The sequence below is a fragment of the Aromatoleum aromaticum EbN1 genome, assembly GCF_000025965.1.
GTDB lineage: Bacteria > Pseudomonadota > Gammaproteobacteria > Burkholderiales > Rhodocyclaceae > Aromatoleum > Aromatoleum aromaticum.
In genome coordinates, this window is record NC_006513.1 from 3,124,157 (window position 1) to 3,136,835 (window position 12,679).

Consider the following 12,679-nt stretch of genomic DNA (forward strand, 5'->3'; position numbering starts at 1 on the left):
TGCCGCCGCCGGTTGCACAGCCACCATTGGAGCCCCTGCTGGCGGCGCTCGTTCCCGTCGTGCTCCTTGCCCTGTTTAGTCGAAAGCGGTGCCCAAAGCAATGACGACGTGATGAGGGGGCGCCGGCCGGCCCGCAACCGGAGCGGGAAGAGTAGAATCCCGGCGCGGCAACGGGATGGCCCGAATGCTGCATTGCCCACCCAGTCTTATAAAAGACATATAATCACAGAGTTCCGTTCGGGTTCGCACCCGGACGCCCTGCCACCGTCCCGATATTGGAAGGAATCGCCCGTGCTTGAAGCCTACCGTGCCCATGTCGCCGAACGTGCCGCTCTCGGAATCCCGCCGCTGCCGCTGTCGAAGCAGCAGACCGAGGAACTGGTCGCGTTGCTGAAGAATCCCCCGAAGGGCGAGGAAGAGTTCCTCGTCGAACTCCTGACCTATCGCGTGCCGGCGGGCGTCGACGATGCCGCGAAGGTCAAGGCGGAATTCCTTGCCAAAGTCACGAAAGGTGACGAAACCTGTGCATTGGTGTCTCGCAAGAAGGCGACCGAACTGCTCGGCACGATGCTCGGCGGCTTCAACATCAAGCCGATGATCGACCTGCTCGCGAATTCGGAAAATGACGCCGAAGTCGGCGCGGTCGCGGCCGAAGGGTTGAAGAAGACGCTGCTGATGTTCGACTACTTCCATGACGTCAAGGACCTGGCCGTCGCCGGCAACGCGAATGCAAAGGCCGTGATGCAGTCGTGGGCCGATGCCGAGTGGTTCACGAGCCGTCCGGAAGTGCCCGCGTCGCAGAAGCTGACCGTGTTCAAGGTCACCGGCGAAACCAACACCGACGACCTGTCGCCTGCTCCGGACGCCTGGTCGCGGCCCGACATTCCGCTGCACGCGCTGGCGATGCTGAAGAACCCGCGTTCGGGCATCACGCCGGAAGAATCCGGCGTACGCGGTCCGGTGAAGTTCCTCGAAGACCTGCGCGCCAAGGGCAACCTTGTGGCCTACGTGGGCGATGTGGTCGGCACTGGTTCCTCGCGCAAGTCGGCGACCAACTCGGTGCTGTGGTTCACGGGCGAGGACATCCCGTTCGTGCCGAACAAGCGTTTCGGCGGCGTGTGCCTGGGCTCCAAGATTGCCCCGATCTTCTTCAACACGATGGAAGACGCCGGCGCGCTGCCGATCGAGCTCGACTGTGGCCAGCTCGACATGGGCGACGAGATCGAGCTGAAGGTCGACGCTGCCAGCGGCCAGGTCACCGCGCTCAAGAACGGTGCCGTGGTGTCTGAATCGCAACTCAAGACCCTCGTGATCCTCGACGAAGTGCGCGCTGGTGGCCGCATTCCGCTGATCATCGGCCGCGGTCTCACGGCCAAGGCGCGTGAAGCGCTGGGCCTGCCCGTGAGCACGCTGTTCCGCCTGCCGCAGGCTCCGGCCGATTCCGGCAAAGGTTTCTCGCTCGCGCAGAAGATGGTCGGCCGTGCCTGCGGTTTCCCCGAAGGCCAGGGCGTGCGTCCGGGGACCTACTGCGAACCGAAAATGACCACCGTCGGTTCGCAGGACACCACCGGACCGATGACCCGTGATGAACTCAAGGATCTCGCGTGCCTCGGCTTCTCGGCCGACCTGGTGATGCAGTCGTTCTGCCACACTGCCGCGTACCCGAAGCTCGTCGATGTCAAGATGCACCGCGAGCTGCCGGGCTTCATCAGCACGCGTGGCGGCGTTGCGCTGCGTCCGGGCGATGGCGTGATCCACTCGTGGCTCAACCGCCTGCTGCTGCCCGACACCGTAGGCACCGGCGGCGACAGCCACACGCGCTTCCCGATCGGCATCTCCTTCCCGGCCGGTTCGGGCCTCGTCGCGTTCGCCGCGGCGACCGGCGTGATGCCGCTCGATATGCCCGAATCGGTGCTGGTGCGCTTCAAGGGCACGATGCAGCCGGGCGTCACGCTGCGTGATCTCGTCAACGCGATCCCGCTGTACGCGATCCGCCAAGGCCTCTTGACCGTCGAGAAGAAAGGCAAGAAGAACGTCTTCTCCGGACGCATCCTCGAGATCGAGGGGCTGCCGGACCTCAAGGTCGAACAGGCGTTCGAGCTCACCGACGCGTCGGCCGAGCGCTCCGCTGCGGGCTGCACGGTGCACCTCGACAAGGCGCCGATCATCGAGTACATGCGCTCGAACATCACGCTGATGAAGTGGATGATCGCCAACGGCTACCAGGACGCGCGCACGCTGGGCCGCCGCATCAAGGCGATGGAGCAGTGGATCGCGAACCCGCAGCTGCTGAAGGGCGACGCCGACGCCGACTACGCCGCGGTGATCGAGATCGATCTGGCCGACATCAAGGAACCGATCGTCGCGTGCCCGAACGACCCGGACGACGTCAAGCTGCTGTCGGAAGTCGCCGGCGACAAGATCGACGAAGTCTTCATCGGCTCGTGCATGACCAACATCGGTCACTTCCGCGCCGCCGGCAAGGTGCTCGACGGCAAGTCGGACATCCCGACCCGCCTGTGGATCGCCCCGCCGACGAAGATGGACGCGATGATCCTCAACGAGGAAGGCTACTACTCGGTGCTCGGCAAGTCCGGCGCGCGCATGGAAATGCCGGGCTGCTCGCTGTGCATGGGCAACCAGGCGCAGGTGCGCAAGGGTTCGACCGCGATGTCGACGTCGACGCGCAACTTCCCGAACCGGCTGGGCATCGATACGCGTGTCTATCTGGGTTCGGCCGAGCTCGCTGCGGTGTGCGCGCTGATGGGCAAGATCCCGACGGTCGCGGAGTACATGTCGCAGGTGGCAGTGGTCAACGCGAAGGCGAAGGATGTCTACCGCTACATGAACTTCGATCAGATCGAGGAGTTCAAGAGCGTGGCCGACACCGTCACGGTCTGATGCAGGAAGCCGGGCCGATCGGGTTCGCCTGACCGGCCGCTTCATCAGAACGCCCCTGTCCGGGAAACCGGGCAGGGGCGTTGTGCTTGGTTTGACGGACCGCGCACGCCCGTCCCACCTCCGGGCCCGCCGGCGCGCTCGAATGCGTGGCTTCGCTGTTGTACTACGATGAAAATCAGGCGACGGAGATGTCCGGTCCGGCGCCGAGTCCGCACCCGACAGTGAAACTCCGACTTGCCAAAGGAGCACGCCATGCTAATCAACCCCTACCTGACGTTCGACGGCCAGTGCGAGGCCGCTTTCCGCTTCTATGCCGATTGCCTTGGCGGCACCGTGACGGCGTTGGTCCGTTTCGGCGAAGCCCCCCAGTGCGACGAGGTGCTGACGCCGGAGCAGCGTGAGCGGATCATGCATGTGCGCCTGGCGGTCGGCGACCAGGTGCTGATGGGCTCGGACACGACGCCCGAGCACCCGTACGAAGGCATCCACGGCTGCGCGGTGTCGCTGAACGTCGACTCCATTGCCGAGGCCGAACGCATCTTCAGGGCGCTGGCCGAAGGCGGCACAGTGCAGATGCGGCTGGGGCAGACGTTCTGGGCGGCACGCTTCGGCATGTGCGTCGATCGCTTCGGCGTGCCGTGGATGGTCAACTGCGAAAAGAACCAGTGATGCACTGGTGGTGAGGCGCGGTGTGACGTGCTGCGCCAGGCTTGGCCGTCTTCCGACAGCGATCGTGTCGCGACTTCACAAACGATAATTCAATGAGCAACGAAGTCATGATCGGCGAACCGTGGATGCGGGCCGCTTCCACCTGCTGAAGTATGGCTTGACGATGGCGCTGACCTTCATCGGCGTGAAGATGCCCACCGCCCCCTGGTATCACGTCCCGATTGCCCGCTCGTCGACGATCGTCGCCGTGCTGACCGGATCGAGGGCAGTCGTCAGCCTGCTGGCAACACACCGGCCGCCGTCCTGAGGTCCGTCCCGCGGCAAGCGCCAGCAGCGCTGCGGGACGAAAACCTGCAAGCCATGCAGGTGATTGTCGTGGCATAAAATATTTGTGCAAAAGCAATTTGCTATAATGGCTTCCACTTTCGCGCCGGAGGGCCGCGCTGGAGCGCAGGCAACGTTCGATCCGGCGTTTCGTCACGATCAACCTCCGGTGCGCTGCCGAAGGTTCCGATTCTTGCTTCCCGACACGAAGTTTCGACCGCGTGTGGCGAAGACTCGGACTGAATGGACCGCGTGATCCGGTGCCGTACTGTCGAAGGGCGCCTCCCGGCGCTCGGATAGTAAGAGCCGATCCGCGCGGACGAAAGAGGGGACAGGACATGTGCGGTATTGCAGGTGAAATCAGATTCGATGGGCAGTCGCCCGACGTGGGGGCGCTGGAGCGGATGAATGCGCGGCAGCGCGTGCGCGGCCCCGACAGCGGCGGCGTGTTCGTGCAAGGCGCGCTCGGCTTCGGCCACCGCCGGCTGAAGATCATCGACCTGTCCGAATCGGCGCAGCAGCCGATGTTCGACCCGGCCCTCGGCCTCGGGATCGTCTTCAATGGGGCGATCTATAACCACGCCGCGCTGCGCCGCGAGCTCGAGACTCTCGGCTACCGCTTCTACTCGCGCGGGGATACGGAAGTCCTGCTGAAGGCCTACCACGCGTGGGGGCAGGATTTCGTGCAGCGGCTCAACGGCATGTTCGCGTTCGCGATCTGGGAGCGGGACAGCGGCCGCGTCGTGCTCGGTCGCGACCGGCTCGGCATCAAGCCGCTGTATTACAGCGCACAGCCCGGCCTGCTGCGCTTCGCGTCGAGCCTGCCGGCGCTCGTTGCCGCCGGCGGCGTCGACACCACGGTCGATGCGGTGGCGTTGAACCACTACCTCTCGTTCCATGCGGTCGTGCCGGCTCCGCACACGATTCTTGCCGGTGTGCGCAAGCTGCCGCCCGCGACGCTGATGACGATCCACACGGACGGGCGTCGCAGTGAACGCAGCTACTGGTCGCTGGCCTACGCTCACGAGCCGGGCGACGCGGCGCGCAGCTTCGAGGAGTGGACGGAAATCCTGCTCGAAGGCTTGCGCAGTGCGGTCGGCCGCCGCCTGGTCGCCGACGTGCCGGTCGGCGCGCTGCTGTCCGGCGGCGTCGATTCGAGTCTGATCGTCGGGCTGATGGCGCAGGCCGGCGTGCAGGGCCTGCGGACCTACAACGTCGGCTTCGAGGACGTCGGCGGGGAAAAGGGCAACGAGTTCGAATATGCCGACATCGTCGCCGAACGTTTCGCCACGATCCACGAACGCATCTTCGTGCCCGAGGCGCAACTCCTCGCGCGGCTGCCGGAAGCGGTCGCGGCGATGAGCGAGCCGATGGTGAGTCATGACTGCATCGGCTTCTTCCTGCTGTCGGAGGCAGTGTCGCGCCATTCGAAAGTCGTGCAGAGCGGGCAGGGGGCGGACGAAGTGTTCGGCGGCTACCACTGGTACCCGAAGCTCGCCGGCAGCGTCGACCCGGTCGGCGATTACCTCGCGGCATTTCGCGACCGCGACTACGACGAGTATTGCCGCATGGTCGGCGCGGCGAATCGTGCCGACGATTGCAGCGGTGCGTTCGTCGCCGCCCACTTCGACCTGCCCGGTGCGATCGACCCGGTCGACAAGGCACTGCGTCTCGATACCACCGTGATGCTCGTCGATGATCCGGTAAAACGCGTCGATAACATGACGATGGCGTTCGGTCTGGAGGCCCGCGTGCCTTTCCTCGACCATGAACTCGTCGAGCTGGCGGCGCGCATTCCTGCGCGACACAAGCTCGCCCACGGCGGCAAGGGCGTACTGAAGGAGGCGGCGCGCCAGGTCATTCCTTCCGCGGTCATCGACCGGCCGAAAGGCTATTTTCCGGTGCCGGGGCTGAAATACCTGCAAGGCCAAGTGCTCGAGCGGGTGCGCGACGCGTTGACGAACCGCGCGGCCCGGGAGCGCGGCCTGTTCCGCCGGGAGTATGTCGACACGCTGCTCGCCGATCCCGGCGCGCACATGACACCGCTGCGCGGCTCCAAACTCTGGCAGCTCGGGCTGCTCGAATGGTGGCTGCAGACCCATGTCCGCTGAGGTGACTCGATGATCCGCAAACAGCTTGTCCGGTCGCTGCGCACCGGAAACCAGCCGCTGCACCTGCCCGCCCGCCAGCCCGAGGCACAGGCGATGCCCGACAACGTCGTGATCGAGTGTGGCTGGGGGCGACTGCTGCCCGGCCAGACCTGGCGCGAGCCGGCGCTGCTGGCGACGGAACTGCTGCAGGAACGAGCCGGCCAGCGCGACATCGCGTTCTACGTCGAGAAGCCGCACGTCGTGGTCGCGGCCGCGCCGCAGCAGCTCTTCGTCGATCCCTCCGAAGCGTTTCGCCTGTCGCTCGGCGGTTACCGCAGCGCCCGCCAGACGAGGCGAGGCTTCACGTTGCGGCGCCTGCGCACGCGCGCCGACGTTGCAGCGATCAACGTGCTGTACCGCAGCCGCGGCATGGTGCCGGTCGATACGCAGCGGGTGTGGCGCGAGCGCGCGAGCCGCGCGATCACGTATGCGATGGCCGAGGACCGCACGAGCGGCGAGATCATTGGCGTCGCGATGGGACTGGACCATGTCGAGGCGTTCGCCGACGCGCAACACGGCGCGAGCCTGTGGGCGCTCGCCGTCGCCCCGCAAGCCGCCCATCCCGGCGTCGGTGAGTCGCTCGTGCGCTACCTCGCCGAGCACTACCAGGCGCGCGGGCGGATCAGCCTCGACGTGTCGGTGATGCATGACAATTGCCAGGCGATCGCGCTGTACGAAAAGCTCGGATTCCAGCGCATCCCGGCGTTCGCGGTGAAGCGGCGCAACGCGATCAACGAACCGCTCTTCACCGGCCCGGAAGACGGGGCCCAGGACCTCAATCCCTACGCTCGCCTGATCGTGACCGAGGCGCGCCGGCGGGGCGTCCTCGTCGAAGTGCTGGACGCGGAAAACGGCTATTTCCGCCTCACGCTCGGCGGGCGCAGCATCGTCTGTCGCGAGTCGCTGTCGGAGCTGACCAGCGCGATCGCGATGAGCCGCTGCCAGGACAAACGGGTGACGCTGAAGCTGCTGCGCGAGGCGGGCCTGCGGGTTCCGGCGCAGGCCGACGCGACGGATGCCGAGGCCAACGAGCGCTTCCTCGCCGAGCACGGCGCGGTCGTCGTCAAGCCGGTCGAAGGCGAACAGGGCAAGGGCATCAGCGTGGATCTGCGCTCGCCCGACGATGTCGCAGCCGCGATCGGACGCGCGCATCACTTTTGCGACCGCGTGATTCTCGAGCAGTATTGCGAGGGTGAGGACCTGCGCATCGTCGTCATCGACTTTCGCGTCGTCGCCGCGGCGGTGCGCCGTCCACCGGTCGTCGTCGGCGACGGGCGTTCGACGGTGCTCGAGCTCATCGAGAAGCAGAGCCGCCGCCGCCAGGCCGCGACCGGGGGCGAGTCGAGCATTCCCGTCGATGAGGAGACCGAGCGCTGCCTGCGCATGCAGGGACACGGCCTCGAGGACGTGCTCGACCACGACGTGCAGATCAGGGTGCGAAATACCGCGAACCTTCACACCGGGGGGACAATCCACGATGTGACGGGCGAGCTTCACCCGGACTTGCGTGACGCGGCCGAGGCGGCTGCTCGCGCGCTCGACATCCCGGTCACGGGGCTGGATTTCCTGGTACCGGCAGTCGATCGCGGGGACTATGTGATCATCGAGGCGAACGAGCGCCCGGGGCTGGCCAACCACGAGCCGCAACCGACCGCGGAGCGCTTCATCGACCTGTTGTTCCCGCGCACCCGGGCCGCCTGACCTGCCAAAGGAGGGATGATGATTCCGCTTGCCAATGCATTGCCGGATATCGACTACGACTACCTCGAGGAGACGATGCTGCAGCTCCTCGCGATCCCGAGCCCGGTCGGGCTGACCGATGCGGTCGTGCGCTATACCGCCGCCCGGCTCGAGGCGCTCGGGATTGAGTACGAGCTCACGCGGCGTGGCGCCATCCGCGCGACGCTGCGCGGTCGCGAGGCGCAACCGGCGCGCGCGGTCGTCACGCACCTCGACACCCTGGGCGCGATGGTCCGGGAGATCAAGCCGAACGGGCGGCTGGCCATCGCCCCGATCGGACACTGGTCGGCGCGATTCGCCGAGGGTTCGCGCGTGACGGTGTTCACCGACCACCGCCAGCTGCGCGGCACCTGCCTGCCGTTGAAGACTTCGGGTCACGCATTCGGCAGCGAGATCGACAGCCAGCCGGTCGGTTGGGACCATGTCGAGGTGCGGGTCGACGTGCCGGCAACGACGGCGCTGGAACTCGAACAGGCCGGCCTGCATGTCGGTGACTGGATCGCGTTCGATCCGCAGACCGAGGTGCTGCCCGGCGGCTACATCAATTCGCGCTACCTCGACGACAAGGCCGCCGTCGCGGCCCTGCTCGCCGCATGCAAGGCGATCGGCGACCATCGCCTGCCCCTCGCAGTCGACGTCCACCCCTTGTTCACGATCACCGAGGAGGTCGGCTCGGGCGCGTCCGCGGCGCTGCACGGCGAGATCGCGGAGATGGTAAGCCTCGACATCTCGATCGCCGCGCCGGGCCAGAACACGTCCGAGCATGCCGCGACGATCTGCGTACAGGACATGTCGGGGCCGTTCGACTACCACCTCACGCACAAGCTGATCGCGCTCGCGCGCGAGCACGGCATTCCGCACCGCCGCGACGTGTTCCGCTTCTACCGCTCGGATTCCGCCGCCGCAGTCGAGGCGGGCAACGACATTCGTACGGCCCTGATCGGCTTCGGCGGCGACGCGTCGCACGCGCAGGAACGCACGCACCGCGACGCGCTGGTGGCGCTGACGCAGCTCGTGGTCGCCTACATGACGAGCGAACCCGTGACGCGGCGCGACCGGCGCACGATGAGTTCGCTGGCGGGCTTCACCGAGCAGCTGCGGCCCGAGGACATGGTGGTGCCGTCGACGCCGCTGCCGCTTCCGGGCGAATTTCTCGACTGCGGCCGGGAGGACGACGGGGTGGGCAGCGGCGGCGAGGCGCAGGATTGTGGCGCGCTGCAACGCGAGCCGGGGAGCGATCCGGAGGCTTGATTCGCCCTCTAGGGCCGCTCGTCGCCGTCGTGCAGGAAGTGTCCCGTCGCGAGGAAAGCTGCGACTTGGCGGGCGCAGGCTTTCGAGAACAGCATTTCGGAATGGGCGACGTGCAGCGTGAGCGAGTCGGTCGCACCGGCAAGCTGTGTCTCGGCGACTGCGACGATGCCGTCATTGGGTTTCGGCAGGCCGAACAGCAGCGGTCCCGTGCCGACGCCGCGATCGCCCGCGATGACGCCGATTTCCACCCCGGCAGTGAGCGGTGACGCGACTTCCTGCCAGTCCCGCATCGAGTGTCCGACGATCCGGGCGCAGCCGGGAATCCCTGCCAGCATCGCGGCGCAATGCGAGCCCCGGCAGGGCGTTCCCATCAGCACAGCACGGCCGATATGCGGCGCGACTGGCCGTGACAGCAGGTTCAATATCAGCAATCCGCCCAGGCTATGGCCGACGAGGTGCACTTTTTCGGCATCCCGGCCGGCGACGAAGTGCGCAAGCCGATCGGTGTTCGCGGCAAGGCCGCGACGCACCGAAGGATAGGAGAAAGTCTCCACCCGGAAACCGCAACGCACGAGCGCCCGCCGCAGAAAATGAAAGACGATCCCGTGCATCCATAACCCATGGACCAGGATGATGGTTTCGCCGCGCTGCGGGCGGGGGGGCTTTTCAGTTGAAGACAGGGTGAATCGCGTACTGCGGAGGGTATTCCGGAACTGCCAGTCAATCCTGCCGATCGACCTCGAACATATGGAGGACGGAATTGAAGGCATCGGCGCTGACGCACGGGTCGTAGCGCGAGAGAAGTTCGAGCTGGCGGACTTTCGTCGCCGACCGGGCGAGATCGATGATCAGCTGCCGCTCGGCGGCAATCTCGTCGCGCATGCGGCTGGTGACGAACAGGAACGGAATCGGGATGTAAAGGTCATCCGGCCCCTGCGTGTGATAGCGAAGATTCGTGATGCGTGTCTCGTTGTCGGAGTGTCTTTTCATTGGTTGCGCCTTTTTGGTGACGTTCGAAGCACATCTAACTCTGCGATTCCAATCGCTGAAAAGCGTTGATGTACCGCAAGAAATCTTGAAGGCATGCACCGGTGCGCACAATACCCATTTTCGCGCAATTACTATAAGCGGTTGCAAAGATGCGAAAACCGTGCACTATAATGCACCTATATGAATCATGCTTCCGACTGGTGAACGCTCATGCACAGCGAAAACAGTGGCGAAAGACTGAAGCGGCCCGATTTGACGGTCGAGGAAAACGGCTATCTGCTGATGCTGGGGGAACGTATACGCGAATTGCGTGCCCGGCGTGGAATGACGCGCAAGGCGCTGGCGCAACAGTCGGGCGTGTCGGAACGCTACCTCGCCCAACTGGAAACCGGCCACGGCAACATCTCGATCATCCTGCTGCGGCAGATCGCATTGGGGATGGGCCTGCCGCTCGTCGACCTGGTGCGCGAAGAGCCCGAGCAACCGCCGGAGCTGACGCTGCTGATGCAATACCTGAGCCGCTTTTCGCCGAAAAAGCTGAACTGGGCGCGCGGTCTGCTGGAGAACGAACTCGAATCGTCCGGCAAGACGGGTCGGAGTGAGCGGATCGCGCTGATCGGACTGCGCGGAGCGGGCAAGACGACGCTCGGTTCCCTGCTGGCGAAAGATCTCGAAGTGCCGTTCTTCGAGCTGGCGAAGACCATCGAGCAGGAAGCAGGGGCCGAGCTTTCGGAAATCTTTTCGCTCTACGGGCAGGGTGCCTACCGGCGCTACGAGCGCCGCAGCCTCGAATCGATCATAGAGAACAACGAGCGCTTCGTGCTCGTTCCGGGCGGAAGCATCGTCTCCGAGCCGGCGACGTTCGAATTCCTGCTGTCATCGTGCTACACGGTGTGGCTCAAGGCCTCGCCCGAAGAACACATGGAGCGCGTCGTCGCCCAGGGCGACTATCGGCCGATGAAGGACAGCCAGGAGGCGATGGACGACCTCCGGCGCATCATTGCCGGCCGGATCGCGATGTACAGCAAGGCCGACGCGATCGTCGAAACGTCGGGCAAGACCGTCGAGCAGAGCCTGGCTGCGCTGCGCGAAGTCGTCGTTTCGGCCTGAACTGCACACGGCCGGTGTCACCGGTCGTGCCAGCTGCCATTCTCCGGCGGCTGCTTTCCACTGCTCTCCCTCGGGCACCGAATCTCCTCCTTCCTTCCCGTTGCGCTGCGCTTCGTCCCTGTGTGCCCTTCGCGGGAAGGCCGGGGTCTGTCCCGCGATTTCACGACCCGTTCGGTCTGATTTGTCTTGTTGCAATGCACAAAATTGCATGCGCGGGAAAAACGTCGAAGAAAAATGCACGTGAGTGCAGTTTTCCTGTGCTGCGTTTGATCTATGTCAACAGTGGCTGCACTGGAGTGCGTACTATGCGCAATCATGCAGGGCCGGAAAAATAATGCAGCAGCCGCGGGGTCGGTACAGGCGTCGCGGATAAATCAGAGGAGATAGTTCGATGAGCGATGGTTTGTTCGACCAGTTCAAGACCTGGTACGAGAAGCGCCACGATTATGCACGGGACTGGAAGGCGCGGACCGGTGGGCAAGTGGTGGCAACGATGTGTACCTATACTGCCGAGGAATTGCTGATTGCCGCCGGGATGCTGCCGGTGCGCGTGCTCGGTGCCCATGAACCGCAAAACGTGACAGAGCCGCACATCTTCGGCATGTTCTGCCCGTTCTGCCGCGACTCGCTCGCCCAGGGCCTGCTCGGCCGCTTCGATTACGCCGAAGGCGTGACGCTGACCCAGTCGTGCATCCAGTATCGCCAGACCTTCGGTTCGTGGCGCCAGCACGTCCCGACGGTGAAGTGGGACTACTACGTGCCGATGCCCAACGAAGTTCAGTCGGAGCATGCTCGCAAGGCGCACTACGCGGAAATCCAGTCGTTCCGCGTGTTCCTGCAGACGCTGATCGGCAAGGAAATCACCGACGACATGCTGCGCGAGTCGCTCGCCGTGGTCGACGAGAACCGCCGCCTGCTGCGCGAACTGTTCGACTACCGCAAGGATGCGAATCCGAAAGTCACCGGTGTCGAAGCTGTCTATGCATCGCTGACCGCGCAGTTCATCGACAAGCGCGAGCACAACGAAATGCTGAAGAAAGTGCTCGCCGCGCTGCCGTCGCGCAAGGTCGAGCGCCAGACCGGTGCCCGCTTCATGACGATTGGTTCGGAAAACGACGACATCGCGTTCATGGCGATGGTCGAATCGGTCGGCGCGACGATCGTCATCGACGACCAGTGCTCCGGTACCCGTTACTTCTGGAACGAGTCGAAGCCCGAAACCGACGTCATCAAGGCGATTGCCGATCGTTATTGCGATCGTCCCGCCTGTCCGACGAAGGATTACCCGGTTCATACCCGTTACGACCACGTGCTCGGCCTGGCCAAGGACTACGGCGTTCAGGGTGCGATCTTCCTGCAGCAGAAGTTCTGCGATCCGCACGAGGGCGACTACCCGGACCTGAAGCGTCACCTGGAAGCCAACGGCATCCCGACGCTGTTCCTGGAATTCGACATCACGAACCCGATCGGCCCCTTCCGTATCCGTATCGAGGCATTCCTCGAGACGCTGAGCGAAGAAGAGCTGTTCTGAACTGACTGCGGAG

General features: G+C 64.9%; 10 protein-coding genes. 8 read left to right on the plus strand and 2 right to left on the minus strand.

The window, feature by feature from the left end; translation table 11 throughout:
• Positions 1 to 291: 291 nt before the first annotated feature.
• The 6 genes from acnB to EBN1_RS14900 all read left to right on the plus strand — a co-directional run bounded on the left by acnB (position 292) and on the right by EBN1_RS14900 (position 9,035).
• Positions 292 to 2,901, plus strand: a complete 2,610-nt coding sequence (acnB, locus tag EBN1_RS14875; protein ID WP_011238792.1) for a bifunctional aconitate hydratase 2/2-methylisocitrate dehydratase — start codon at positions 292 to 294, stop codon at positions 2,899 to 2,901.
• Between the two features lie 252 nt (positions 2,902 to 3,153).
• Positions 3,154 to 3,570: a VOC family protein gene (locus tag EBN1_RS14880; RefSeq protein ID WP_011238794.1), complete on the plus strand. Its 417-nt coding sequence runs from the start codon at positions 3,154 to 3,156 to the stop codon at positions 3,568 to 3,570.
• Positions 3,571 to 3,691: 121 nt separating this feature from the next.
• Positions 3,692 to 3,877, plus strand: coding sequence for a transporter (locus tag EBN1_RS14885; RefSeq protein WP_011238795.1), 186 nt, complete (start codon positions 3,692 to 3,694; stop codon positions 3,875 to 3,877).
• A gap of 355 nt (positions 3,878 to 4,232) precedes the next feature.
• Positions 4,233 to 6,005 (plus strand): N-acetylglutaminylglutamine amidotransferase, encoded by a 1,773-nt coding sequence (locus EBN1_RS14890; protein WP_011238796.1) that lies wholly within the window; start codon positions 4,233 to 4,235, stop codon positions 6,003 to 6,005.
• 9 nt (positions 6,006 to 6,014) lie between these two features.
• A complete protein-coding gene (gene ngg / locus EBN1_RS14895; RefSeq protein WP_011238797.1) occupies positions 6,015 to 7,745 on the plus strand; it encodes an N-acetylglutaminylglutamine synthetase in 1,731 nt (576 codons plus the stop codon).
• A 15-nt stretch (positions 7,746 to 7,760) separates the two neighbouring features.
• Positions 7,761 to 9,035: an osmoprotectant NAGGN system M42 family peptidase gene (locus tag EBN1_RS14900; RefSeq protein WP_173361276.1), complete on the plus strand. Its 1,275-nt coding sequence runs from the start codon at positions 7,761 to 7,763 to the stop codon at positions 9,033 to 9,035.
• Positions 9,036 to 9,043: 8 nt separating this feature from the next.
• Here EBN1_RS14900 and EBN1_RS14905 read toward each other — a convergent pair whose 3' ends face one another.
• Positions 9,044 to 9,715 (minus strand): esterase/lipase family protein, encoded by a 672-nt coding sequence (locus EBN1_RS14905; protein ID WP_256469906.1) that lies wholly within the window; start codon positions 9,713 to 9,715, stop codon positions 9,044 to 9,046.
• Between the two features lie 40 nt (positions 9,716 to 9,755).
• A complete protein-coding gene (locus tag EBN1_RS14910) occupies positions 9,756 to 10,025 on the minus strand; it encodes a hypothetical protein (protein ID WP_041646452.1) in 270 nt (89 codons plus the stop codon).
• Between the two features lie 210 nt (positions 10,026 to 10,235).
• On the opposite strand from EBN1_RS14910, the gene EBN1_RS14915 reads away from it, so the two are divergent.
• Positions 10,236 to 11,135 carry a helix-turn-helix transcriptional regulator gene (locus EBN1_RS14915; RefSeq protein ID WP_041646455.1) on the plus strand — a complete coding sequence of 300 codons (900 nt, stop codon included), beginning with the start codon at positions 10,236 to 10,238 and terminating at the stop codon, positions 11,133 to 11,135.
• A gap of 391 nt (positions 11,136 to 11,526) precedes the next feature.
• On the plus strand, positions 11,527 to 12,666 hold the full coding sequence (gene bzdN, locus EBN1_RS14920; protein ID WP_011238803.1) for a benzoyl-CoA reductase, bzd-type, subunit N: 1,140 nt from the start codon (positions 11,527 to 11,529) through the stop codon (positions 12,664 to 12,666).
• Positions 12,667 to 12,679: the final 13 nt, after the last annotated feature.